This is a genomic window from Haloferax namakaokahaiae, from assembly GCF_042663225.1.
GTDB lineage: Archaea > Halobacteriota > Halobacteria > Halobacteriales > Haloferacaceae > Haloferax > Haloferax namakaokahaiae.
In genome coordinates this window covers 609,902-632,840 of the sequence record NZ_JBHTAA010000001.1, presented here as the reverse complement: position 1 = coordinate 632,840, position 22,939 = coordinate 609,902, and the positions used below count along the sequence as shown (strand labels likewise).

The following is a 22,939-nucleotide window of genomic DNA, read 5'->3' as shown; positions in this document are numbered from 1 at the left end:
TAAATCGGGAGATTATGCCTTCTCGGCGAACGCGAGCGACCCGCTCACGTTCTTGATGTAGACGCGGACGGTTTCGCCTTCGCGGGCACCGGGGACGAAGATAGTGTACTCGCCGCGCTGTGCGACACCGTCGCCTTTCCGACCGGTTCCGGTGATTTCGACTTCGTACGTGCGACCTTCTTCGACGGCGTTGCGCTGTCGGTTCTGGCTCGCACTCGAACGCTTCTGGACGGGACGGAACGCACCACACGCCTCACAGCGAAGCATGTCCACGCCGTCTTCGGTGACGAGTCGGGTGTCCGGCAGGCCACACTCCGAACAGATGACGTACTCGTCCACGTAGTCGTCGATCGCCTCGTTGAAGTCGCGGATGGAGAAGGAACCGCTGTAGCGGGCGCGGTCGCCTTCGAGCTGTCCGCTCGTACCCAGCGCGCGCTGGACTGCACTGTGCAGGTGCGTGGGTGTGCGCGAGAGCGCGTCGGCGATTTCGCCGAGGTTCGTCAGACGCGTGAACGCGCCGTCAGTCTCGCCTTGCGGGTCCGGGACTCGCAATCGCTCTTGTTCGACGTTCCGCTCGGGGAGAATATCGAGTGCTCTATCGAGCGCCGATTGGTATTCCATAGGCACACGAGTTTCTCGCAACGTATAGCCGTTCCGTCAACGTCTCGGATGCGGAAGCCACGAGAGCAGTCTGGTCGGTCGTCGGATACCGACGCGAGCGGCCCGAAGCGTCCCCATCCGACTATCGCTGCCTTCGTTTCGAAACCACGTTTCGCGGAACTGGTCGATACCAATTCAGTGCTGGCGCTCGAACCTCTTCGTATGGGCTACACGTGGCAGTACTACGACCTCGTCCTCGCGGGCATCTTCGGAAGCCTCGTCGCCGGCGTTCTCGTGGGGCAGTTCACCGCGATAGCTCCGACGACGGCCATCGTCGGGTTCAGCGCAATCGCCGCCGTCGTGATGGCTCACGGCCTGTTCGTCAACGGACCCGTGGACCAACCGGCGGACCTCACGAAGGAAGTCGAGGCGCTGAACTGACCGCCCGCCTGCGACATTTCCTTTTTTTTAATCCGACGCAGCCACGATTTCGTGTTTCAGCGTTCCGACGCCTTCGTACCAGATTTCGACCGTGTCACCCGGCTCGACGAGTCCGGGGTTCGCCGGACTGCCGAAGGAGACCACATCACCGGGTTTGAACGTGTAGTGCTCCGAGAGGTGGGAGACGATTTCGGTCGGTGAGAAGAGCATCAATTCGGTGTTGGACTCCTGTCGCAACTCGCCGCCGACGTGGGTGGTCATGTCGATGTTCGTCGGGTCCACGTCGGTCTCTATCCACGGGCCGAGTGGCCCAGAGCCGTCGAACGCCTTGCGCGCGGTTCGACCCGGTTGGTCGAGCGCGTCGAGGTCGTCGAGGATGGTGTAGCCGCGCACCACGTCCGCGACCTCGTCCTCGGAGACGTTCGAACACTCGCGGTCGATGACGGCGGCCAACTCGCCGGCGTAGGTGAGTTCGTCGGTCCACCTTGGGTAGGTGACCTTCGCGCCCGGCCCGCGAACCGACACGGGTGGCTTGATGAACCAGTCCGGTTCGTCCGGCACGTCGTAGTCCATCTGGTCGAGCGTCGCCGCGAAGTTCCGGCCGACGCAGTAGAGCGCCGACGGTTCGCACGGCGCGAGCAGTTCGGCGTCCTCGCCGAGCGTGTACTCCCCACTCTCTACGCGGACGATGCCGGTTTCGCCGGTCGAATCGTCGCCGACGTACTCCCCGGTTTCGACCCCCTCCGCAGTCTGAATTCGTGCCAGTCGCATCGCCCGAGGGTGGGCACGCGAGTCACTTAGCCCTACGGCTGGCGGCCGTGTGTGTCTAGAGAAAGCGAAGCAAACCCGAGTCTCGGCCTATTCGTGACCCGAGACGCGAACCGGTTCGTACGGTTCTTCGAGGTACTCAACGTCCGAACTGGAGAGGTCGATGTCGAGGGCTTCGACGGCGTCTTCGAGGTGTTCGACACTGGAGGTGCCGACGATAGGCGTCGTCACCCAGTCTTTGTGGAACTGCCACGCGAGGGCGATTTGGGCCATCTTCACGCCCTTCTCCTCGGCGAGTTCCTGCACGCGCTCGTTGACCGCGGGGCCGCCGCCTTCGAGGTACGGCCGTCCAACGTCGGCCTCGTGCTCGCCGCGTGTGGTCGCCTCGAACTCCTCGTGCGGGCGGGTGAGGAACCCGGCGGCCATCGGACTCCACGGCATCGTGGCGATGTCGTTCTCCGCACAGTAGGGCATCATCTCGCGCTCCTCTTCGCGGTAGGCGAGATTGTAGAGGTTCTGCATGGAGACGAAGCGGTCGAGTCCGAGCGAGTCGGCGGTGTACTGGGCCTCGGCGAGTTGATAGGCCCACATCGACGACGCGCCGACGTATCGCGTCTTTCCGCGCCGAACGGCGTCGTCGAGCGCGCGCATCGTCGTCTCGATGGGCGTGTCGTAGTCCCAGCGGTGAGTCTGGTAGAGGTCAACCGTCTCCATACCGAGTCGGTCGAGCGAGTTGTCTAACTCTTGCTCGATGGTCTTGCGCGAGAGTCCGCCGGAGTTCGGGTCGTCCTCGCGCATCGGGAAGTACACCTTCGAGGCGACGACCATCTCGTCGCGGTCGTAGTCGGCGAGCACGTCGCCGAGAATCTCCTCGGACTCGCCGTACGAGTAGACGTTCGCGGTGTCGAAGAAGTTGATTCCGAGGTCGATTGCGCGCTCGATGAGTTCCCTGCTCTCGTCGCGGCCGAGCGTCCAGTCGTCCCAGTCCGCCCCGAAACTCATACAGCCGAGACAGATTTTGCTCACGGTCATCCCCGTCGAACCGAACGTCGTGTACTCCATCGTCTGGTGTTCGGTGGTGTGACAGATAAACTACGCCCAGGCGGAGATTCTCGGGCGAGCGCGTCACTGGAAACACGTCAGCGCGTCACTCTCAACTTTGATTCTATATATTCTCCCAGATAATGGGTCAAAATCCCACAAAAATGCATCGGTGAGGAACAGCTATGTTGATGCCTGAGGATTTGCTCGATGAGCTGGCCAATCTACAATGCAACATGAAATGGGCCTTATCACGGGTTCAAATAGGGTTTATCCGTACCCCGTGTTCGTGAGATGTCGCCGGTGCTCTCCCAGAACAAACGTTCCCAATGAAAGACTATATAGTAGATTGCTTTATCACATATGGGTCGAAATTCACGAGCAATGGGAGAACGATGGGCGCGCGTTCGAACGCTGCTTCGAACCGCAGTCGGGACCGTCAAATCGAAGGTTGATTCCGCCGACTTCGACGCGGGCGTTTCGACGCCGCAGATTTCATCGGAGGTTCGCGGAGTGAGAAAGTTCGGTTCGGAGTCGGTCGTCCCCCGACCACTCCGCCAGACGTACGCGAGGAAGTTCTTCGCAGCGATGCTCGTCGCCATGGTCGTCATGGCGGGCGTCGGGGTCTTCACCTACACGAACGTGCAGGACACGCTCGACTCGCAGGTCGAACACCAACTCAGTTCGACCGCAGAACTCCAGGCCGACGGCATCGAGGCGTGGCTTTCGAGCAAGCAGACCGAAGCGGTATCGATATCCTCGGCGTGGCAGTTCCAGACCGGCAACACACGCGCAGTGAGCGACCATCTCTTTCAGGAGAGTGCGAAACTCGGGCAACGAGATATCACGGCGATACACTACGTGGACAACAACACGGGTGAAATCGTCGAGAGCACCGCCAGTTCGCTCGAAGGGAAGACCGTCGCCGAAGCGGGTCTGCCGTGGGACGACGTGAGACGACACGTCAACCCCGAACCGGAGAAAGTGTACACCTCGTCGGAGACGTTCGAGTCGCCAATCGACGGCGAGCAATCGTTCGTGATGGCGAGCAAGCCACCGGAGAACGCCGAAGTGGCCATCCTCGTCACCGTCAGCCTCCCCGCGCAGATTCGAGCGACCGAGCAGACGATGGCCGGGAGTCAGACGACGCTCTACGGGTCCGGTGGCTCAGCTATCGCCTCGACGGCCAACAGCACGCACGCAGGGCCGACGGACCCGGTCGAAAACGGAACCACTCTCGAACAAGTCGGCGACGACGTCGTCGCGTACACGCCCGTCGAAGGGGTCGATTGGGTGCTTGCGACTGCGGTGCCGACCACGAGCGCGTACAGCGTCAGCGACAGTGTCGGCAGCGGACTCCTCGTGACGATTCTCGTCGCGGTTGGCTCGCTCGGCGTCGTCGCCGCCGTCGTCGGCCGCGGGACGACGCGAACGCTCAAAGCACTGAGCGCTCGCGCACAGGAGATGGCCGACGGCGACCTGAACGTCGATTTGGAGACCGACAGAATCGACGAGTTCGGGACGCTCTACGGCTCGTTCGACGAGATGCGTCACTCGCTCAAAGAGAGCCTCGACGCCGCCGAAGCACTCAACGACCACCTCGAAGCGAAAGCAGAGGAGTACCGCGCGGTCATGGAACGGTCCGCCGAGGGTGACCTCGCGTGTCGGATGGACCCCGACGCCGACAGCGAGGCGATGGCCGCTATCGCTCGGACCTACAACGAGACGATGGACGAGTTTGCGACGGTCGTCGGCGACGTGCAGACGTTCAGCGGGTCCGTCGCGGCCGCGAGCGACGAGACGAGTACGAACATCACCGAGGTGGCCGAGTCGAGCGAGGCCGTCTCGGAGTCGATGGCAGCAATCGTCTCGGACGTGGTCCAACAGGACCGACACCTCGACGACGTGACCGAGCGCATGAACGACTTCTCGGCGACGATTCAGGAGGTCAGCGCCTCCGCGACCGAAGTCGCAGAACGGGCCGACCAGGCGGCCGCTCGCGGTGAAGACGGCCGCGAAGCCGCCGCCGCGACGCTCACCGAACTCCACGAAATCGAATCGTCAACCGACGAGACGGTCGAACAGGTCGAGGAACTCGAATCGGTCATCGAAGAGATAGAGTCCGTCGTCGATTTCATCGACCAAATCGCCACGCAGACGCACATCCTCGCCTTGAATGCCTCCATCGAGGCGGCCCACGCAGGCGATGCGGGCGACGGTTTCGCCGTCGTCGCCGACGAGGTGAAGCAACTCGCCGAGGAGACGCAGAACGCGACGGGACGGATTGGCGCGTCGATAGACCGCGTCCGCGACCAGGCACACACGACGGCTTCGGACATTCGCCAGACCCGCACTCGTGTCGAAGAAGGCTCAGAGACCATCGAAGCCGCAGCGACGGCAATCGATACCATCGTGGACGACATCGAAGAGACGGCCGACGGCATTCAGGAGATTCGCCGCGCCACCGAAGAACAGGCCCGCGCGACGACCGAAGTCGTCTCGATGGTCGAGAACGTCTCGGCCATCAGCGAGCGGACGAGCGCCGGCGCACGAGACGCCGCTGACGCGGCGGACGAACAGCACGACTCGCTCTCGGTGGTCGCCGACCGGGTGTCGAATCTCGCCACGTCGGCCGACGAACTCCAATTCGCGCTCGACCGATTCGACGTCGTCGCTGGCGAAGAGGCTGCAGTTGGAGTCGCCAGCGACGACAGCGTGGACTGCGACGACGAACTGGACGGCGACGACAGCGTGGACGGTGACTCAGACTCACAGGATTCGCTGTCGGATGCGTCGGTGGACGCGTCGCTTCCGACGGTCCACGCGGCGGAGACGGACGGGGGCGACCCTCGCCCGTCGTCGCGTTAGATGAGTAACTCGTCTTCGGTGAGTAGCTCTTCTTCGGTTCGCCGTGCTTCCGAGCCCTCCTCGACGAGCATCGGATGGTCGATGCTGTCCGAAAAGCGCTCCGGGTCGGGTTCGACACGTTTGAGCATCGACGAGAACACCGACCCGCGCCGCCCGCCCGCAGAGACGATGCCACCGTACTTTCGCTCGTCGAACGGCACCTCGTCGGGGTCTTGAAACTCCTCGCGGATTATCTCTGCCCAGTCCCGAATCTTCTCGGCGGCCTCTTTTTGCGAGTAAATGCTGTCGTTGTAGTACCGTTCGAAGTACTTCTCGTCGATGTCCTCTTCGGAGTGCTCCGGTGACTCGTACAGCACCGACTCGGTCGTCATGTAGCCGCTGGTGAACCTGATATTCACCGTGAAGCTGTCCGGGTACCGAAGGATAATCGGGAAGAACATCATGTCCGCGACGGTGATTCGCTGTTGCATCCGCCACAACCCTTCGAAGTAGTACGCGGCGAGCGCCCCTTTCGTGTCTTCTCGTTCGCCGTTGTGATACTCCATGGCGACGCGCTCGTAGTCGTCACCCGCTATCTGGTTGAGGCGGGCTTTGTACGTCGCAGAAATTCCTTCGAGCTGTCGCTCGTACGCTTCGATGAGCGGTATGTCGGGGTCTTCCAGCATCTCTGCTTTCTTGACCTGTGCGTCCGCGACGCGCATCATGTTCTCGTAAAAGACGCGCTCGGCGTCTTTATTGGGTAGTGGTGTCCGAACCGCCTGCCGATAGAGAACCCTCGTGTCCCCGTTGAACCGCCTACTATACTCCCCCATTTGACACTCTCGTTAGGATTGATGTCTCATTAATCCATTGGTGAAACAGAGGTGTTTTGTCGCCCTCTACCGCCTATTTTCTCTTTTTCGCTAACAAGTGTAAATTCAAAAACAAGCCAATATATTCAATTTACTGACGTTTCTCCCGGTGCGGGTGGCTGGTAGGTTTCTACGTCGGCTTCGAGCCTCGCTTTTAACTCGCGGAGTTCTCCTCGGAGTTGCCGAGCCATCAGCCATCGCATGAGTGGCCGAAAGAGGGTGAACATCACCGCTGTGAACCGGCCGTCCGGCTTATTGTCGATGGTGTTCGTGACGAGCGTTCCCTGCGGCGTCTCGCTCAAGTCGAGGCGTGCATCGAACGGGAACGGACCTTCGACGGCGGTCATTTCGAGTCGGTGCGGTGCGTCGATAGCGGTGAGTTCGAGCACCATCGGTTGGGTTCGACCACCGTAGGTGTAGGTGCTCTCGTAGCGTGTACCGACGGTGGTCTCCTCGCCGGAGACACGGCGTGTTTCACCGACGCCGACGACCCACTCGTCCATCGCTTCGACGTCTGCGACGTACGAGAACACGTCTTCGATCGGTCTGCGCACCTCGACTGTTGCGGATGCTTTCATCGTACTGAATTCACGCGTGCTGAGAAGATAGCTCTCGTGTCGAATTCACTTCCCGAGGTCAGCGACCGACTACTCCGGGGACTCGTACTCCTGATAGATGACGTGTCCGCAGGCCTTGCAGTGAGACGCGTCCGGGTCGTGATACGAGAGACCGCAGTCGGGACAGACGACGTTGACCTGGTCTCTGTGCGCCCACTCGCGGACGATTTTCCCCGCCTGCCACGGAATCACGATGACTGCGGCCAGCACGCCAGCGACGGTCACCCAGCGACCCGCCTGCGTCACGGGGGTGATATCGCCGAAGCCGACGGTGGTGAGCGTGACGACCATATAGTAGAACGCGTCGCCGAAGTTGCCCACGCCCGGATTCGCGCGGAACTCGACGCTGTAGAACAACCCGCCGGTGACGAAGAACAGGACGAGCACCGTCAAGAGGAGTTTCATGACGCGAAGCGTCTCGACCGAGACGGTCCCGAAGAAGAACTCCTCGTCCTTCGTGAACCGATAAAACCGGAGCACGCGGATGACGCGAAGGACCCGGAGGAACCCGACGTTCAACAGGACGAGAGACGGCGGCAACAACAGCACCGAGAGCGTCGGCAGCACCGACAGGAGGTCCACCATCGTATACGGGTTGGTGACCTCTGCCAGTCGATTCGACGCACCGTAGAGGCGCAGGACGTACTCGGTTACGAAGACGAGCGCGATGGCAACTTCTCCCTGCCACAGCAGCGCTTCGGTCGCCGCAGAGAGCGGGTAGGTCTGGGCGACGAACACCCCGACGAAGACCAGGTTCAACACCAGAAGCGAGATGTCGATGGCTTTGCCGAGCGGCGTCTCGTGGTCGAGGAGGTAGAACTCTACTCGCTCCCGGAGTCCACGCGGCGTCCGCGACGAGGCGTGCGTACCCATACACCATCTCCGTGGCCGAACCGTAATGAATCTCTCTGGTGATATGTCTCGTGCGACTGCGAACGGTCAGTAGAATCACGTCTCTCCGTTGCGAATCACCGGTATGGCCACGATTGTCGAGGTTATCGTCCCCGCCCGCGAGTTCGACGTTGGTCAGGTCTTCGTCGATATCCCCGGCATCAGAATCGAACTCGACCGACTCGTCCCGACGAGTTCGGCCGTGATTCCGTACCTCTGGATTCGCGGGGCGAGTCAGCAGGATATCGTCCACGCCGCGGACGTCCACGAAGCGATTCGTCACATCAGCGTCGTAGACGAGGTGGACGGACACGGCACGTTGTACCGCATCGAGTGGTCGCGGTCGGTGAAGTCTACGATTGTCGAACTCTCGGAGCACAACCTCTCGCTACTCAGCGGCTACGGCACAGACCGGGTGTGGGAACTGACGTTTCGTGCCGAGAACCGAAACGAAGTAAGCGAGTTCTTCGAGTGGTTTACGGACCGAGACATCTCCGTGGAGTTCAACAAAATCTACGAGGGCGGTGGCAACGGCGACGGCGACGGGCAAGAACTCTCGAATGCGCAACTCGAAGCGCTCCTTCTCGCGTTCGACCGAGGCTACTTCGACGAACCGCGGCGCGCGACGCTCGAAGACATCTCGGCCTCGCTCGGTATCTCCAGACAGGCGCTCGCGGGGCGGCTGCGACGCGGAACCCGGACCCTCGTCAGTCGTCTCGTCGAGGATACGTAGGGGCAGGTGTCGTTCTCTTACATAGTCAAGGCAGAGACAGATAGCAGCCGGCGGTCAAAGAGTGACTACAGACATGACACGAGAACTACTCTCCCGACACGCGGCACACTCGCGTCCGAGCGTCCGAGTCGTACAGGCCGTCGCACACGAGGAATCTATCGACCCGCTCGACATCACGACGCCACTCGCAGACGTTATCGACCCGGAAGCACTGGACGCTCTCGTCGAAAGTGACCGAAGTCTCTCGACCATCTCGTTTCGCTATTCCGGGTACGAAGTGACCGTCTACGCCGATGGCGGTGTCTCGACCAATCCACTCTCGAAGTAGAACCGGTCTCTCACTCATCGTTTTGTCGAACTGCGGATACCACAGAAGCACAGACTCTGGCGTTCGAATCAGGTGGCGTGCCCTCGCAAACCCGACCAATCCACAGACGTTTGTCTATTTAATGGCCTAGTGGAGAAATAAATTCAAATTTCTCTCACCCATGGTACAACAACCCTCGCAAGTATTAACTGTCGATGGCTGTTTTGTCCAAAAGCAATGGCGAAAGGAAACGTTGATTTCTTCAACGACACAGGCGGCTACGGTTTCATCTCGACGGACGATGCGGACGACGACGTGTTCTTCCACATGGAAGACATCGGCGGCCCGGACCTCGAAGAGAACCAGGATGTTGAATTCGATATCGAACAGTCCCCCAAGGGGCCACGCGCAGCGAACCTGACGCGTCTTTAAATCCGTTTAGTACGCCGCGTAACTGCGGTCAACGACATCAGATTTTACGACCACTTGCACTTCGAGTGCAAATAGCATCGGCTCAGGTGCTCGTGTCAAGTGTATTTCCAACCCACCGTGAACGACCGGTTTCTCCGTTAACGTGCTCACATCGGCCGAGCGATAGTCTCGCGTCTGCACGTGGCTTGAACTGGTGTTTTTCTCCGCTTGTCACACGGTATCAGGCCTCTCCGATAACTTATCCGTGTGCCACTCTACGGTAACCCGTGAGCGAAGAAACTCAACGTCGAAATCTCCGAATGCCTCGGGGAGACGAACTGTTCGCAGTGGTCACAGAGCATAACGGTGGAAACCACGTTCGCGTCCGTTGTAACGACGGCAAAGAGCGAATGGGCCGAATTCCCGGCCGAATGAAGTACCGAACCTGGATCAACGAGGGCGACACCGTCATCGTCGAACCGTGGTCCTGGCAGGACGAAAAAGCGAACATCGAATGGCGCTACTCCGAGCAAGACGCCGACCAACTCCGCCGCGAAGGCCACATCGACTGATGATTTATTCGCCGAGAGGCGAGCATTCTTCTAGCTGAGTTCGTGCGTGTGAGCGTGGGCCAGCACCCGTCGCGCGCGGTGAACCGTTCAATTCGAATTCGAGAGCGGCGGTGCCGACAGTTGTTCTGCTCTGAGCCCTTAGGACGCCCGGAGTAGAAATTCACGGATGGTGGTCTCCGCGGAGCGTTCCCAGATAGATGGTGGTCCGCACCCAAGTTGTTCGTTCCGCCGCGAGCGCTCGGCGAGGGAATCTGTCCACAACCGGTAAGACCTGTTTTTGTATGCTGACCGCCATGTTCACATAGGTCAACGACCCCGTTGGCGACCACGGACGTCGAAGGCGGGTGTGGCCGCCACAGAGGGAGTCAATGGCAGAAGACCCGCTGGTCATCGTCTCGGTCATCATCGCGCTCGGTGCCGTCTCGAAACTCGTCTCTGACAGAGTTGGCGTACCGAACGTCGTGTTCCTACTCGCCCTCGGCATCGCCATCGGACCGGAAGGTGTCGGATTTTTCACCGCCTCGCTCAGCGACGACCAACTCTCACTCTTCGTCGATATCGCCGTGGCCGTCATCATCTTCGAGGGGGCGTTTTCGCTCACCCGCTCGAAGATTCGCGCGACACCCCGGCCGACGCTGTATCTCGTCACCGTCGGCTCTGCCATCACGTTCGTCGGACTCGGACTGGTGATTCGCTGGTTGCTCGGCTTACAGTGGACGATTTCGTTTCTCGTCTCGGCGCTCCTCGTCGCCACCGGGCCGACGGTCATCACGCCCGTCTTGGAGCAGATTTCCGTCCCGGAGAAAGTTTCGAGCATCCTCGAAACCGAAGGCATCGTCAACGACCCCGTCGCGTCCGTGTTGGGTGCGGTCGTCTTCTCGATAGTAATCGGGTCGATTAGCGTGACCGGAGAGGGAGATATCGTCGCAGACTTCGTCAGCCAAGTCGCAATCGGTGTGCTGTTCGGACTGGTGACGGTGTTCGCCCTCGCGTTCGTCCTCCGGCGGTTCAGCAACTCGGTCAGAGACTCACGAATCGTCGTCCTCGCCGCCGCACTGCTGAGTTACACCGTCGCCAGTCAGTTCGCCACCGAAGCGGGCGTCGTCTCGGTTGCCGTCGCGGGCTTGGCGATGGGGAACATCGACATCCCGTTTCGTGACGAGATTGCCGGATTTAACGGCACGATTTCGAACATCATCCTCAGCGCGGTCTACATCGTCCTCGCGGCGCTCATCCAGTTCGAGAATATCGTCGAACTCGGTCTTGCCGGGGTCGGCGTCGTCCTCATCGCCATGTTCGTGATTCGACCGCTCGCCGTCTTCGTCTCGACGTACGATTCGGAGTTCTCGCTGAACCAGCGTGCGTTCATCGCGGCTATCGGGCCGCGGGGCATCATTCCCGCGGCGACGGCGACGCTCTTCTCGCTGCAACTCAGTTCGGCGGGCGTGGCGAACGCGACGAGCGTCGTGAACCTCGTCTTTCTGGTCATTCTGGTGACCGTCGTCACCGAAGCGGGCGGCGCACCGCTCATCGCGCGTTCACTCAACATCGTTCCCATGACAACACTCATCATCGGCGGCGGCGACGTCGCACGACTGCTCGCAGACAACCTCGACGAACGAGGCGAGAACCCCGTCATCGTCGAACGAGACGACAACGTCGTCTCGTCCCTCCAGGCCGCCGGCTATTCGGTCGTTCGCGGCGATGGAACAGATACCGACACCCTGGAAAAAGCAGGCGCACGGAACGCAGAGATGCTTATCGCGGCCACGAAAGACGACGCGGTGAACGTCCTCGCGTGTCAAATCGCACGGTCCACGTTCGATGTCGAGGTACTCATCTCGCTCGTGAACGACCAGACCAAAGCCGCGGCGTTCAACGATATCGGCGTCTCGACGCTCACGCCGACGGCAGCAACCGTGAACGGAATCGAAGAGTTGGTCGCACTGCCGACGCTGTCAGAGTGGCGTGAGACGACCCACCACCGACAGAAGTTCGCCGAGGAGACGGTCATCTCGGATATCGTCGATGGCGAGACGATCGACGCAATCGACCTCCCTGACCAGGCAGTTCTCGTCCTCATCAAGCGTGATACGGAGTTTATCGTCCCCACACAGGAGACGGTCCTTCGAAAGGGCGACCACGTGACTATCTTCGGCCGGTCGGGAGCAGTCAAGAAGGCCCGAGAGCTACTCACCGAAAACGGATGACTGCGCTCGAATCGGAGCGAATCGGCGTCCCGGGTGCGTCGAGCCATTAACATACCATTCACGACGAATTGAGATTGTTTCGAACGGCTGTGTCGCTCTCAGATGAACGGTGAAACGGTTGAGTACTGTAACAGCCACGATAAGGTGACAAATAACCAATATACTACCGCCAGTTTTCCGGAGTATGCCCCGCGCGAAATATTCGCAGGTAGACGAGAATGGGACGTCTATTCTGCGAAGCATCCACGACTACAACGAGAATCAGTGGAACAACTTGGTCACCCACGCCGACCAAGGGACGTTGTTCCATCGTCACGAATGGCTGGCCGCCGTCGAGGAAGGATTCGACTACGAACCGCGGCACGTCGTCGTGAACAAAGACTCCAACCCAATCGCCCTCTTTCCCAACTTCGTCTCGGAGTTGACCGTCCCGGATTCCGTTCCGAACGCACTCATCTCGGCGTTCGATATCTCGGTGATGGAGTCCGGCGGCGTCGGCCACGGTGGACCGATCGTCTCCTCGAACGAACGCGAGAACATCGACCGCCTCTTCGACGCGCTCGATTCGGCGACGGACAGTAATCTCCTCTACCACCTCATCTCGACCTACGACCTCGGCCATATCCGATACGGCCAGTACTTGCGCGCGCGCGGTTACGAACCGAACTCGAACGTCGCCACGTTCCTCATCGACCTGTCGGATGGCTGGGAGCAGATTCTCGCGTCGATGGACAAATCCCGAAGAAAAGATGTCCGCCGCGCACACGAACAAGACCACTACGTCGATATCGACCGGCTCGGGACCGATATGCATCGGACCTACGAGATGTACGAACAGAACATCGAGCGCGTCGGCGGAAATCTCGTCCCGTTCTCGTTCTTCGAGACCCTCCGAGACAACTTCGACGAGCGCGTTCGCGTGTTCACGGCGTCCGTGGATGGACACGTACAGGGGAAGTACATCTACCTCCTCGACACGGAGAACTCGACGCTCCATCACTGGCTGTCGGCGATTCCAGACCGCGACTGCTACGACTACTACCCGTCCGAACTCATCCACGCTCGGGCGATGCAATGGGGCATCGAAGAGGGGTTCGAGACTTACAGTTTCGGTGCCGCTGGGTCACACTTCGACAACTCTGTGTTCCGATTCAAGACACAGTACGGTGCACAACCAGTGCCTGTCCTCCAGTGGGAGCGAGGCAAGAACCAGCTCATGTGGCCGCTGTTCAAACTCGGCCGACAACGAATCGTCGAGAAAGGACTGTAGTCGGGGATGTAGAGCGACCTCCTCACTGAGGGACTCACGTGGCCGGTTCCCGCTCAGTTCGGTTATTTCGGAACCCTCTCCGTTGACCACTACTATCTGGCCGCCGAGACGCCGTTATCGAAGAGTGCCCCGCTGTCGATGTTCGACGGAGTAGTACTGTGAAGGCCCCACGCAAAAACGAGAGGTGACCCGGAAACCCGGCTCCGAATCGCGTGTGTTCAGAGGATGAGCGTGATGATGGCCAACACGAGGAAGATCAAGACGAATATCCTCGCAATCTCCATCGAGATGCCGGCAACACCGCGAAATCCGACCAATCCAGCGACGACGGCGAGGACGAAAAAGACGAGCGCGTACGTGAGGAACTCCCCGCTGAACAACTGGGCTGGAAGTAGGCCGAGTAACCAGACCTGTGTCGGAGTCATCGGCTCTCACCCGTCTCTCTATCACCGCGTTGTGGGACTCCCCGAGCGCTCATAACGGGTCATCTCCCTGCACACGGTGGCTCGTATTCGATTGGGTGACGATGGTCAGTTCTTGGTTCGAGTCTACCTCGTCTGCTTGCCACCCCAGTTCGAGGCTAAACGACCGTCCGTTTTCGCCGCCGAGCCACGACCCGTCGGTGTCCGTCTTTATCTTGAGGTGGACCGTTTCTGGCGGGTTTATCGTCGCACTCTCGTCACCGGCGACGAGGGTGAGTTTGCTGCCCTGTTCGAGACCATCTGCGAGTTGTCGAAGGTACGTTGCGACGCCGTTCCGCGTCTCTTCTCGCTCGAGTTCGAAGTTGTTCACAACTACATTACAGGCCGTATCGTGATTGTTATTCAGTAGATAGCTCAGTGCTCCTTCTGTGACTGTCCCGAACCACGAATAGTCTGCATTTTCTCGGACTTATCTCGACAACGGAGCAGTCGCTCGATTGTACGCGTCGATGTGTCGCTATTCACGGCACCAACACAGTAGGTGTATCTCCCACTGTCTCGTCGGTCGGAATAAACCGCGGGAGGCGCGTCGCTTTCGAGGGCACTGATCTAAATCTGATATCGAATCGGGACCGAAGACCAATCTCCCAGAAACCGGTCCCCTCGACACCCATGGTCGGCAGTTATTCCAGTGTACCTGTGAAACGGCGCAATTCGGCTGGTTAACTCTCCTGTCTGGTCGTGGTAAAGGGCGTGATGGCGACGGTTCGTTGGGCGACCGCCGAGATGCGTAACACGTACGACAGCACGACGGCGAGGGGCGCTAACGCGACGGTGACCGAGAGCGTCGTCAGACCGGACAGTACCACTGGTGAGAGTTCTGTACTGGAGGCGGCGACGAACAACTGCAGCATCGCAATACAGACTAACACGGCAACGAAGCCGACAGCGAGGAGCCACCGCGACAGCGAAGAGAGTTCCTCCTGCATGTACAGCGTCTTGAGGTACTGGCGAGCGACATCTACTTGCTGAAGCAGGAGGACGAGTTCGTCGAGCGTGTCGTCCCCCGACTCCGAGAGAATCCCTTCGTAGTCGTGCTGAAGCCTGCGGGCGCGGTAGATGTGCTGGGAGTAGTTCGTCGTCAGAGTCGCCGAGAGCGCGCTGAAAATGTTGTCTTCCGTGTTCTGTAGGAGGCTATCGACGTGGGTGATGTGCGTGGTGAGGTCATCGACGAGTTTGGTAACGAGTTCTACGGCATCGTCGTCGTCGATGTCCTCGGAGCCGTGCTCCAGTCGAGCCAACGACTCCGTAATCGCTCGCAACAGGAGGTGGAGGAACTCCGTCGGGGTCACCGGTGCCACGTCGTCATCAGGTAGCGTCTTGATGACGGACTCACGGTACTCGTTTGTCTCTTCTATCTGCTGCCGGAGTTCACCTGGCGTGCTCAGCTGTCGGGAGACGACCAGTTGGTTGATAGAGACGATGATGGTGACGAGCGTGAAGTTTCCACCGGTCAGCGCGCTGAACAGGTAGAACAGCGGGTCCCGGTTGGTGGACGCGAGTCCGCTGAGCCAGTCCAGTCCAGTCAGTACAACCAGTACGACGAGTAACAATACGCCTGCGAGAACCAGTCGGTTAGCGAAGATGAAAAACCGCGCGAGCGGTTTTTCGTGCAATCCGGTGACTGACTCTTCAATAAGAGGAATCGCTGTTCGTTCTGCCATCAATCGAGTGTAGAACTTCGCGCTCCGAGCGACCAGAAACTATCACTTGCAAATACAAGTCGGCACTACGAAGTGGTTGCTCGTATCGCAGTAGCCGAGTCGGTCATCGTTCGGCCTCGGCACTCATAGGGCTCCGCATCACCGAGTGCCTAGTTCGGTTCGGAACGGGTGCCTCGTCATCGGCCACTTCCACCTATCCAATAGAACAGCAAGTCACTTTTCGTCCATGCCTACGCCTTCTCCAGCGCTTGCACGTCGATGAGGGGAACCGTTGGCCCGCCAGACAGCGACATCGACCCTGCGACGGTCCCCCAAAACCGTATCTCGTCGTTTTCGAGCAGTCGGAACCCGACTGCGTCGTCGAAGAACCGTCCGGTCGGCCATCGGGTGACCACGTCGCCGGTCAGGCGACCGCCTTCGTCCGCGACGGTCACCGTCGCCAGCCGAACCGACTCGTCTTCTCTCGTCGAATCGACTCGCCCGGTGTAGGTGACTACGTCGCCCGCGTAGCCTTCGGGGTTCGACGCGAGTTCGCCGTACGGAATCGTCGCCGTGGTCGTCGGCTCGTCACTCGGTTTCGGCTCCGTGTTCGGATTCCCGTGCTCGTCGTAGAGCGGCTGTGGCGTCGGCACCTCCCACTCGACGGCCGGGAGCGACACGTCGGGGAGGTGGGAATCGACCCACTCGCGCCCGGCTTCGACCTCGGCGCGGAGTTTCGGCGACGACTGGACGAAATCAGAAATCTGTTCGACCACGACGTAGGTGACGAAGCCACCGACGACGTACTGTCCGACTTTCTTCAGCGCGGCGCGACGTGAGACTCCGTCTGGGTCCTCGCCGCCCTCGCCACCTTCGCCGTCGCTCTTGTCGCCACCTTCCTCGCCCGGGTCGGTCGGGTCGCCGAGCCAGTTTCGAGCGATGGGTTCTTTCTCACCCACGAGTCCGCGGACGAACTCCTCGGTCCCCGTCTCTCGCACTTCGACGGCGATACCGGAGGCATCGTGTTTGACCAGGCCGGTCTGGTAGGCATCGGGATTCATCGACCCCCGCCCGACGACGGCGAGATACGGCTCGAAGCCCGCGAAATCACAGTTTCGGACGAACGCACTCGTCATATCGGCGGTTATCCGCTTGCTCGACGTAATCCAGATTCGAAGCTCACGAGGCGTCCCGTCCGGCGTCTTTCCCTCGGCTTCGACGAGGACGTTCGGGCCTTTGAAGCGGACGCGCGTCTCGTACCCGCGAGCCTCCCAGATGTGCTCGAAGATGGCGGCGAGTTCGACGTCCGAGCACTCGTCGATGAGCGAGGCCAGCGAGGGAGCCGTCATTCGTGCTACCGATTGAATACGCGGCTGTTAGGTGTTTCTCCTCTATTCTCGGGTGTGAGAACGGCACGACTGCGGCGAGACGGGCGGGTGAAAACGGCGAGAAGAAGACGACCAGCGAGTACGTTATTCGAGGCGTTCGCGGGCGGCGGCGACGAGGAGCGGGAGCATGATGGTCGCATCGCCGAGTACCGTCGCGTTGCGAGCGTCTTTCTCCAGTTTACCCCACGAGCGGGCTTCGTCGAGCGTCGCCCCCGATAGCCCGCCGGTCGCGGCGGGGTCCATCGTAATCTGGACGGCGTAGTCGTACGCGCCGGGCGTGACGAGCATCGTCTGGAGCGTGAAGTTCTTCGGGACGCCACCGCCGACGAGCAGACATCCGGCCGTGTCGGCGTCGTAGGCGAGGTCGGTCAGCGGCGTCATATCCGAGAGCGCGTCGAGCGAGAACGACGACGTTTGGGAGTACATCCACGCTTGCAACCCGAGCACTGAGTCCTGCACTGCGGGGCAGTAGATGGGCACGTCCGCTTCGTAGGCCGCGGCGGCGACACCGGCGTCCTCCTCGATACCTTCGCGCTCGTTGACCTCGCTGTTAGCGCGGCCGAGTTCGCGGCAGAGTCGCTCGATGCTGACGATTCCCTCTTCCTCCAGCGGCGGGAACACCTCGTCGCGGAGGTGCGACTCGAACAGCGCGAAGTACTCCTGCGGGAGGTAGACGTTGTAGATGCGGTCCACCTCTTCGTCACGGAGCGTTTCGTCGTGTTCCCGCGGCGTCTTCTCGTCGTGATGCTCGGCACCATGATGGTGCTTGCCGCCGATGGCTTCGATGGCGTCGTGCGTGAGGTTCGCACCGGTCGTCACGAGGGCATCCACGTAGCCGTCGCGGATGAGGTCGGAGACGACCTTTCGCATCCCGGTGGGGACCATCGCGCCGGCGAGCGACATGAACACCGTGCAGTCGTCGTCGGCGAGCATCTCGTAGTAGATGTCTGCGGCCTCGTGTACGTCCGCCGCGCCGATACCGGCGTGGCCGTACTGCTGGACGAGTTCGCCGACGGTCATGCCGCTCGTGATTTCGGTGTGGCCGAGCGGGTCGTGTTGGAACTCTTCGCGGTGCGGCATCTCGTAGCCACCGTCGTGGTCGTGACCGCCCTCCTCGTGGTCGTCGTGGTCGCTCATGCCTCTCTCTGCGATGGCGGGGCGTTTGAACGCCCCGGTCCGGCGAGACTGTGCGAGGAGATAGCAGGCGTCGAAAGTGGCCGACGACCCGGGGTGGCGATTTACAACCCGGTCGGGTAGCTGACGTACTCCGTCTCCAGTCCCCACTCCTCAGCCAGCGATTGGAGATTCTTCACGCCCAACGTCTCCGTGGCGTAGTGACCCGCGAGGAATACCGAAATTCCAGCTTCTCGGGCTTCGTGGTAGGCTTTCTGCTTGCCTTCGCCCGTCACGAGTGCATCCGCACCGCGTTCTTCCGCTTCGTCCAGCCAATCGGTTCCCGACCCGGTGATGACGGCGACCGACGAAATCTCGTCGGGACCGAAGTCGAGCACTTGCGTGCCGTCGTTGCCTTCGAGTTCGTCCAATGCGTCTCGAATCTCGCCGCTCGTCTTTCCGGACTCGAACTCGCCGTACTGGCCGATGTGAACCGGGCCGACCGACCCGAAGGGTTCGCGTTCGACGAGACCGAGCTGGTCGGCGACACCGGCGGCGTTGCCGTATTTCTGATTTCCATCGAGCGGGAGGTGCGAGGCGTAGAGCGCGATCTCGTTCTCGATGAGCGGGGCGATTCGGTCGTATTCGTTGCCGGTGACCCTCTCGAGTCCGCCCCAAATCAGGCCGTGGTGCGTCACGAAGAGGTCGGCGTCGAGTTCGATTGCCTTCTCGAACGTCGCCGTCGCGCCATCGACGGCGAAGACGACGGTTTCGACTTCGCCTTCGTCCGGGCCGATTTGCAAGCCGTTCGGGCTGGCGTCCACGTCGGCGAACTCGTCGGGCGAGAGCACCTCGTCGAATCGGGCGACGACTTCGGAGAGTTGCATACTCGTCAGTTGGCGTTCGGGGACTTGTAAGAAACGGCTTGGTGGAATCCAGCGAGTGACTCTCCATCGACTGGGCTGAACAGTGTGGGTACCGAACACTGCCGATGCAACTCGGAGGCAGAAACCGACCGCTATCGGGCGACGAGTTCCGACGCTCAGACCAAATATTCAGACCGAATACATACTCTATTTGTCGTGTATGTACTGCCTACCCGAGTATAGTCGGCGTGTACTCAATACGGAACGGGCGAATGTACGTACGTGGTCGAATTCCACGTGAAAGGGTCGCTCAGCCTGGTAGAGCATCCATCATTGCGGTGGGTAGCCTGAAAGACGGCCTCGGTGGTTCGAATCCACCCCCTTTCGTTCACTGCTTTTCGCGTTACTACCGACTACGTGCAGGTGCTATCGTGCGTCGGCGTGTGAAAACACGAACTCCCGAAGCAACTTCGCCGCCAGCGTCGCCGCCTGTCCGTCGTCCCGGTCGTTGACCTCGACGACGTCGAACCCGTCGGCGTGGGGTGCGACCGACCGAACCACGTCGCGCATCTCGCGCGAAGTCAACCCGAACGGCTCTTTCGTCCCCGTACCGGGTGCGAACGCCGGGTCGGCAGCGTCGATATCGACGCTCAGATAGACAGATTCGTCGTCGAAATCCGGCTCCCACTCGCTGACTTCTTCGGGTGGCACGACGGTCACGTCGTCCTGCTCGGCGCGTTCCCATTCTTCGGGCGACCCGGTTCGTGCCCCGAGGACGATTGCGCGTTCGACGCCGAGTTCGTCCAGTGTGCGGCGGGTGATGGTCGCGTGGCTCCACTCGTTGCCGTCGTACTCTTTTCTGAGGTCGAGGTGTGCGTCGAGACAGACGAACACGTCGGGTTCGACGCCGGCGACGCCCGCGGCGGTGACGGTGTGTTCGCCGCCGACGAGGAGGGGGACGGCGTCGTCCCACACGGCGTCGCGGACGCTCCCGGTGAGCCACTCGATGTATTCGGGTGCGTCGTCCCACGCGCGGACGTCGCCCGCGTCGTGGACGCTCAACTCGGTGAAAAATTGGTCAGTTCGGCGGTCGTAGTCGTCGAACGACCCGCCGAACTGACGGATTCGATTCGGTCCGAAACGGGTTCCAGGTTGGAAGGAGGTAGAGATGTCGAGCGGGGCACCGACGATGACGTAGGATGCTACTTCACGGTCCGTGATTGCCCCGGGGAACATCTCGAAGTCCCCCGTTTAGACGATTTTGCGCTGGCCTTCGTATTCGAGGTACTCGATTTCGTCTTCGGGGTTGAGTTCCTCGTCGTCGGGGATGCGCATCGTGAACGTCTGGTAGGTTTCGAGGTCCATAATCTGAGCGTCTTCGCCGGTGACAGAGACGACCTGACCCTGCTTTCGCTCGATAATCGGGACCCAGACCTTCGCATCGACAGGTTGCGAGAGCGAACGCTTCTTGCTGTCGAAGACGCCGCGGGCTTCGACACGAGCCTTCGCACTGCCGTGCTTACCGGGCTTTGCGGTACTGTAGGCGTAGATTTTGCACGGCTTTTCTTCCATCATGACGTAGCTCCCTTCTTGGAGTTCGCGAACCTGCTTTTGCTCTTTCGCCATGTCTCTCCGTTATGGGAAGGAGGGTATAAACGGTTTGGAACGGCGCTCCTACGTGGTGTGTTGCCGTAATCGCGTTTCAAGCTTCCTCGACGGCTTCGACCTCCGCCATCTTCGGGTCGAACCACGTCCCCTCGGCATCCCGTCTGGCGACGCTGCCGAGTGCTCCCGACGCGACGTTCGGCAACGAGAGTGCGAGCATAATCGCCGTCGTGAGTTCGCCCGAGGTCTCGAAGAACGGGAGCAAGTACTGAAACGGAAAGAGAATCGGCGTCTCGTTCAGGAACGTCAGGAGAATCGACAGGGGCATCAAGAGACTCCCCCAGACGACGCCCGATAACAGTCCGTGCCACGCACCGTCCGCCGGGTCGGTCCCGACGACGTACCCCGCCAGCGCACTGCCGGTCACCCCGCCGACGAGGGTGAACTGCCCCGTCATGAGGTAGACGAGCAACTCGGTGCATGCGGCGAGACCCACCCCGATGACCACCACCCGCCACTGTGTCATACAGGGACGTACTCGGGTGGACGCAAATAAACGTGTGCGCCCGGTTCTCAGAAGTGATTACTCTTGTCGGCGTTCCCGGAGGTTCTGTCGGGTGAACTGCGGGGTTGCACGGATTCCCTTCTTCGCTCGGAACGACCGCCACAACAGGATGGCGACGAACGCCGTCGGAATCCCAGCGGCACCGACCGCAACGAGGTTCTCCGGGTTCAACGCGTAGACCAAGACGGTAGAAACGAAGCCGAACGAGAGGAAGATGCCGTAGATGAGGCGTTTTGCCAGTCGGTCGAAGACGCCCTTGCTGTCCTCCAGTTTGACGTTGACCGTCAGGTTGTCGCGGTCCGCTCGGTCGAGGACGCGGTCGAGTTTCGGCGGGACGCGAAAGAGCGACTGCGCCGTCTTCTGTGCCTGTTGGCCGACGCCTTCGACGATTTTCTGGATGCTCTCCTCGCGGTAGCCCTCCTCGGTGAGGTAGTTGGTTGCGACCGAGATGAAATCGAAGTTCGGGTCCAGTGTGACACAGACCCCTTCGACGACGCCCGCGACGCGGAGCACGAGCGCGAGGTTCCGAGGCAGTCGAAGCGGGAACTCGTAAATCGTGGACTCGACCTGTTCGAGTATTTGGTTCACGCGATACTGTTCGATGTCGTCGCCGCGGGCGTCGGCGATGGCGAGTTCCATCACGTCGCCCATCACCTGCCTATCGACGTTGGGACTCAGCGTCCCCATCTCGATGAGCGTATCGAGGATGGCGTCCACGTCCTGATTGGCGACGGCGATGTAGAACTCCACAATCTTCCCCTGGATGAAGGGGTCAACCTCGCCGTGCATCCCGAAGTCGTAGAAGATAATCCTCCCGTCGTCGGTGACAGAGAGGTTGCCGGGGTGCGGGTCGGCGTGGAAGACGCCGTCTTCGACGATCATCTGGAGGTAGATTCGCTGGAGGTTCGACGCCAACTCGGTCCGGTCGATGCCGAGTTCGTCCAGTCGCTCCACGTTGTTAATCTTCGTCCCCGGGAGGTACTCCATCGTGAGCACGCGGTCGTCCGAGCGCTCGTGGACGGGCGTGGGGATGACGAGCGACCCGTTGTCGGCGAAGTTCTGTTGAATCGTCTCGAGGGTCGCGGCTTCCTCGACGTAGTCCATCTCTTCGCGGATGGTCTTTGCGAACTCGTCGGCGAGATTGTCGAGCGAGAACGCCCGACTCTCGCCGATAAAGTGCATGAGAAGGGGCAGTGACCAGCGAATGACGCGCAGGTCGGCCTCGACGAGTTCTTCGATTCCGGGGCGGCGGACCTTCACGGCGACCTGTTCGCCCTCGTACTCGGCGACGTACACCTGTCCGAGACTCGCCCCGCTGATGGGGTCGGTATCGAACGAGTCGAACGCCTCCTCGACGGGACCGAGTTCCTCTTCGAGGACCTGTTTCGATTCGGGCCACGGCGCGGCCGGAACGTCGTCTTGGAGCGTCCCGAGCACCTCGATGTACTCCGGTGGGAGGATGTCGGGCCGGGTCGAGAGCAGTTGCCCGAGTTTGATGAACGTCGGCCCGAGCGTCAACAGCGAGGCTAACAGTACCTCGGCGCGCTCGACGCGCATCTCCCGAGAGACGCGCCGTCGGCCGCCGAAGAAGACGTACTTCCGTCTGTCGCGGGTGTAAGCGACGATGAGCGGAAAGAACTGGTACAGAACGACGAGAAACCGCCAGTAGGCACGGAGATTCACTAGTGTGTCCACCA

Annotated in this window: 24 protein-coding genes and 1 tRNA gene; 9 read left to right on the top strand and 16 right to left on the bottom strand. The window is 60.7% G+C overall.

The features are described 5' to 3' along the window. Positions 1 to 12: 12 nt before the first annotated feature. On the bottom strand, positions 13 to 621 hold the full coding sequence (locus tag ACFQJC_RS03455; RefSeq protein WP_390221855.1) for a translation initiation factor IF-2 subunit beta: 609 nt from the start codon (positions 619 to 621) through the stop codon (positions 13 to 15). A gap of 201 nt (positions 622 to 822) precedes the next feature. Here ACFQJC_RS03455 and ACFQJC_RS03450 point away from each other — a divergent pair, with 201 nt between their 5' ends. Then, positions 823 to 1,041: a DUF8015 family protein gene (locus tag ACFQJC_RS03450; protein ID WP_390221854.1), complete on the top strand. Its 219-nt coding sequence runs from the start codon at positions 823 to 825 to the stop codon at positions 1,039 to 1,041. A 27-nt stretch (positions 1,042 to 1,068) separates the two neighbouring features. Here the strand turns inward: ACFQJC_RS03450 and ACFQJC_RS03445 are convergent, their stop codons facing one another. After that, a complete protein-coding gene (locus tag ACFQJC_RS03445; RefSeq protein ID WP_390221853.1) occupies positions 1,069 to 1,812 on the bottom strand; it encodes a fumarylacetoacetate hydrolase family protein in 744 nt (247 codons plus the stop codon). 87 nt (positions 1,813 to 1,899) lie between these two features. Continuing rightward, the gene (locus tag ACFQJC_RS03440) at positions 1,900 to 2,871 is read right to left on the bottom strand and encodes an aldo/keto reductase (protein ID WP_390221852.1); all 972 of its coding nucleotides are present in this window, start codon (positions 2,869 to 2,871) and stop codon (positions 1,900 to 1,902) included. A gap of 363 nt (positions 2,872 to 3,234) precedes the next feature. Here ACFQJC_RS03440 and ACFQJC_RS03435 point away from each other — a divergent pair, with 363 nt between their 5' ends. Continuing rightward, positions 3,235 to 5,718, top strand: coding sequence for a methyl-accepting chemotaxis protein (locus tag ACFQJC_RS03435; protein ID WP_390221851.1), 2,484 nt, complete (start codon positions 3,235 to 3,237; stop codon positions 5,716 to 5,718). Here ACFQJC_RS03435 and ACFQJC_RS03430 read toward each other — a convergent pair. The 3 genes from ACFQJC_RS03430 to ACFQJC_RS03420 all read right to left on the bottom strand — a co-directional run bounded on the left by ACFQJC_RS03430 (position 5,715) and on the right by ACFQJC_RS03420 (position 8,059). Then, complete coding sequence (locus tag ACFQJC_RS03430) at positions 5,715 to 6,530, bottom strand: hypothetical protein (RefSeq protein ID WP_390221849.1); 816 nt, start codon at positions 6,528 to 6,530, stop codon at positions 5,715 to 5,717. The two genes, ACFQJC_RS03435 and ACFQJC_RS03430, sit on opposite strands and share 4 nt — an antisense overlap. A 125-nt stretch (positions 6,531 to 6,655) precedes the next feature. Beyond that, a complete protein-coding gene (locus ACFQJC_RS03425; protein ID WP_390221848.1) occupies positions 6,656 to 7,147 on the bottom strand; it encodes an SRPBCC family protein in 492 nt (163 codons plus the stop codon). Between the two features lie 69 nt (positions 7,148 to 7,216). Then, positions 7,217 to 8,059 carry an ion transporter gene (locus ACFQJC_RS03420; protein WP_390221847.1) on the bottom strand — a complete coding sequence of 281 codons (843 nt, stop codon included), beginning with the start codon at positions 8,057 to 8,059 and terminating at the stop codon, positions 7,217 to 7,219. A gap of 103 nt (positions 8,060 to 8,162) precedes the next feature. Between ACFQJC_RS03420 and ACFQJC_RS03415 the strand changes: the two genes are divergently transcribed. The 6 genes from ACFQJC_RS03415 (at position 8,163) to ACFQJC_RS03390 (ending at position 13,580) form a co-directional block, all read left to right on the top strand. After that, entirely contained in the window at positions 8,163 to 8,810 is a 648-nt protein-coding gene (locus tag ACFQJC_RS03415) for a helix-turn-helix domain-containing protein (RefSeq protein ID WP_390221846.1), read from the top strand. A gap of 73 nt (positions 8,811 to 8,883) precedes the next feature. Then, on the top strand, positions 8,884 to 9,138 hold the full coding sequence (locus ACFQJC_RS03410) for a HalOD1 output domain-containing protein (protein ID WP_390221845.1): 255 nt from the start codon (positions 8,884 to 8,886) through the stop codon (positions 9,136 to 9,138). A 216-nt stretch (positions 9,139 to 9,354) separates the two neighbouring features. Further along, a complete protein-coding gene (locus ACFQJC_RS03405) occupies positions 9,355 to 9,549 on the top strand; it encodes a cold-shock protein (RefSeq protein WP_390221844.1) in 195 nt (64 codons plus the stop codon). Positions 9,550 to 9,815: 266 nt separating this feature from the next. Continuing rightward, on the top strand, positions 9,816 to 10,100 hold the full coding sequence (eif1A, locus tag ACFQJC_RS03400) for a translation initiation factor eIF-1A (RefSeq protein ID WP_390221843.1): 285 nt from the start codon (positions 9,816 to 9,818) through the stop codon (positions 10,098 to 10,100). A gap of 368 nt (positions 10,101 to 10,468) precedes the next feature. Then, complete coding sequence (locus ACFQJC_RS03395) at positions 10,469 to 12,310, top strand: cation:proton antiporter domain-containing protein (protein ID WP_390221842.1); 1,842 nt, start codon at positions 10,469 to 10,471, stop codon at positions 12,308 to 12,310. A 184-nt stretch (positions 12,311 to 12,494) separates the two neighbouring features. Then, positions 12,495 to 13,580, top strand: a complete 1,086-nt coding sequence (locus ACFQJC_RS03390; protein WP_390221841.1) for a GNAT family N-acetyltransferase — start codon at positions 12,495 to 12,497, stop codon at positions 13,578 to 13,580. Between the two features lie 218 nt (positions 13,581 to 13,798). On the opposite strand, the gene ACFQJC_RS03385 is transcribed toward ACFQJC_RS03390, so the two are convergent. The 6 genes from ACFQJC_RS03385 to ACFQJC_RS03360 all read right to left on the bottom strand — a co-directional run bounded on the left by ACFQJC_RS03385 (position 13,799) and on the right by ACFQJC_RS03360 (position 19,093). Then, the gene (locus ACFQJC_RS03385) at positions 13,799 to 14,005 is read right to left on the bottom strand and encodes a DUF1328 domain-containing protein (RefSeq protein WP_390221840.1); all 207 of its coding nucleotides are present in this window, start codon (positions 14,003 to 14,005) and stop codon (positions 13,799 to 13,801) included. Between the two features lie 49 nt (positions 14,006 to 14,054). Continuing rightward, on the bottom strand, positions 14,055 to 14,372 hold the full coding sequence (locus ACFQJC_RS03380) for an amphi-Trp domain-containing protein (protein WP_390221839.1): 318 nt from the start codon (positions 14,370 to 14,372) through the stop codon (positions 14,055 to 14,057). Between the two features lie 352 nt (positions 14,373 to 14,724). Continuing rightward, a complete protein-coding gene (locus tag ACFQJC_RS03375; RefSeq protein ID WP_390221838.1) occupies positions 14,725 to 15,726 on the bottom strand; it encodes a DUF7972 family membrane protein in 1,002 nt (333 codons plus the stop codon). Positions 15,727 to 15,956: 230 nt separating this feature from the next. After that, positions 15,957 to 17,054 (bottom strand): hypothetical protein, encoded by a 1,098-nt coding sequence (locus ACFQJC_RS03370; protein WP_390221837.1) that lies wholly within the window; start codon positions 17,052 to 17,054, stop codon positions 15,957 to 15,959. 123 nt (positions 17,055 to 17,177) lie between these two features. After that, a complete protein-coding gene (locus tag ACFQJC_RS03365; protein WP_390221836.1) occupies positions 17,178 to 18,230 on the bottom strand; it encodes a deoxyhypusine synthase in 1,053 nt (350 codons plus the stop codon). A 101-nt stretch (positions 18,231 to 18,331) separates the two neighbouring features. After that, positions 18,332 to 19,093, bottom strand: coding sequence for a Nif3-like dinuclear metal center hexameric protein (locus tag ACFQJC_RS03360; protein ID WP_390221835.1), 762 nt, complete (start codon positions 19,091 to 19,093; stop codon positions 18,332 to 18,334). A 278-nt stretch (positions 19,094 to 19,371) separates the two neighbouring features. Here ACFQJC_RS03360 and ACFQJC_RS03355 point away from each other — a divergent pair. Then, positions 19,372 to 19,459, top strand: a tRNA-OTHER gene (locus ACFQJC_RS03355). Positions 19,460 to 19,498: 39 nt separating this feature from the next. Here ACFQJC_RS03355 and speB read toward each other — a convergent pair. The 4 genes from speB to ACFQJC_RS03335 all read right to left on the bottom strand — a co-directional run bounded on the left by speB (position 19,499) and on the right by ACFQJC_RS03335 (position 22,937). After that, positions 19,499 to 20,308 carry an agmatinase gene (gene speB, locus ACFQJC_RS03350; protein WP_390221834.1) on the bottom strand — a complete coding sequence of 270 codons (810 nt, stop codon included), beginning with the start codon at positions 20,306 to 20,308 and terminating at the stop codon, positions 19,499 to 19,501. Between the two features lie 15 nt (positions 20,309 to 20,323). Beyond that, a complete protein-coding gene (locus ACFQJC_RS03345; protein ID WP_390221833.1) occupies positions 20,324 to 20,698 on the bottom strand; it encodes a translation initiation factor IF-5A in 375 nt (124 codons plus the stop codon). Between the two features lie 76 nt (positions 20,699 to 20,774). Then, a complete protein-coding gene (locus ACFQJC_RS03340) occupies positions 20,775 to 21,203 on the bottom strand; it encodes a DUF5518 domain-containing protein (RefSeq protein WP_390221832.1) in 429 nt (142 codons plus the stop codon). Positions 21,204 to 21,260: 57 nt separating this feature from the next. Continuing rightward, the gene (locus ACFQJC_RS03335; protein ID WP_390221831.1) at positions 21,261 to 22,937 is read right to left on the bottom strand and encodes an ABC1 kinase family protein; all 1,677 of its coding nucleotides are present in this window, start codon (positions 22,935 to 22,937) and stop codon (positions 21,261 to 21,263) included. Between the last annotated feature and the right edge of the window lie 2 nt (positions 22,938 to 22,939).

Coding starts and splice junctions, on each gene's coding strand:
- ACFQJC_RS03455 (WP_390221855.1), bottom strand. CDS start 621: ATGGAATACCAATCGGCGCTCGATAGAGCACTCGATATTCTCCCCGAG.
- ACFQJC_RS03450 (WP_390221854.1), top strand. CDS start 823: ATGGGCTACACGTGGCAGTACTACGACCTCGTCCTCGCGGGCATCTTC.
- ACFQJC_RS03445 (WP_390221853.1), bottom strand. CDS start 1,812: ATGCGACTGGCACGAATTCAGACTGCGGAGGGGGTCGAAACCGGGGAG.
- ACFQJC_RS03440 (WP_390221852.1), bottom strand. CDS start 2,871: ATGGAGTACACGACGTTCGGTTCGACGGGGATGACCGTGAGCAAAATC.
- ACFQJC_RS03435 (WP_390221851.1), top strand. CDS start 3,235: ATGGGAGAACGATGGGCGCGCGTTCGAACGCTGCTTCGAACCGCAGTC.
- ACFQJC_RS03430 (WP_390221849.1), bottom strand. CDS start 6,530: ATGGGGGAGTATAGTAGGCGGTTCAACGGGGACACGAGGGTTCTCTAT.
- ACFQJC_RS03425 (WP_390221848.1), bottom strand. CDS start 7,147: ATGAAAGCATCCGCAACAGTCGAGGTGCGCAGACCGATCGAAGACGTG.
- ACFQJC_RS03420 (WP_390221847.1), bottom strand. CDS start 8,059: ATGGGTACGCACGCCTCGTCGCGGACGCCGCGTGGACTCCGGGAGCGA.
- ACFQJC_RS03415 (WP_390221846.1), top strand. CDS start 8,163: ATGGCCACGATTGTCGAGGTTATCGTCCCCGCCCGCGAGTTCGACGTT.
- ACFQJC_RS03410 (WP_390221845.1), top strand. CDS start 8,884: ATGACACGAGAACTACTCTCCCGACACGCGGCACACTCGCGTCCGAGC.
- ACFQJC_RS03405 (WP_390221844.1), top strand. CDS start 9,355: ATGGCGAAAGGAAACGTTGATTTCTTCAACGACACAGGCGGCTACGGT.
- ACFQJC_RS03395 (WP_390221842.1), top strand. CDS start 10,469: ATGGCAGAAGACCCGCTGGTCATCGTCTCGGTCATCATCGCGCTCGGT.
- ACFQJC_RS03390 (WP_390221841.1), top strand. CDS start 12,495: ATGCCCCGCGCGAAATATTCGCAGGTAGACGAGAATGGGACGTCTATT.
- ACFQJC_RS03385 (WP_390221840.1), bottom strand. CDS start 14,005: ATGACTCCGACACAGGTCTGGTTACTCGGCCTACTTCCAGCCCAGTTG.
- ACFQJC_RS03375 (WP_390221838.1), bottom strand. CDS start 15,726: ATGGCAGAACGAACAGCGATTCCTCTTATTGAAGAGTCAGTCACCGGA.
- ACFQJC_RS03370 (WP_390221837.1), bottom strand. CDS start 17,054: ATGACGGCTCCCTCGCTGGCCTCGCTCATCGACGAGTGCTCGGACGTC.
- ACFQJC_RS03365 (WP_390221836.1), bottom strand. CDS start 18,230: ATGAGCGACCACGACGACCACGAGGAGGGCGGTCACGACCACGACGGT.
- ACFQJC_RS03360 (WP_390221835.1), bottom strand. CDS start 19,093: ATGCAACTCTCCGAAGTCGTCGCCCGATTCGACGAGGTGCTCTCGCCC.
- speB (WP_390221834.1), bottom strand. CDS start 20,308: ATGTTCCCCGGGGCAATCACGGACCGTGAAGTAGCATCCTACGTCATC.
- ACFQJC_RS03345 (WP_390221833.1), bottom strand. CDS start 20,698: ATGGCGAAAGAGCAAAAGCAGGTTCGCGAACTCCAAGAAGGGAGCTAC.
- ACFQJC_RS03340 (WP_390221832.1), bottom strand. CDS start 21,203: ATGACACAGTGGCGGGTGGTGGTCATCGGGGTGGGTCTCGCCGCATGC.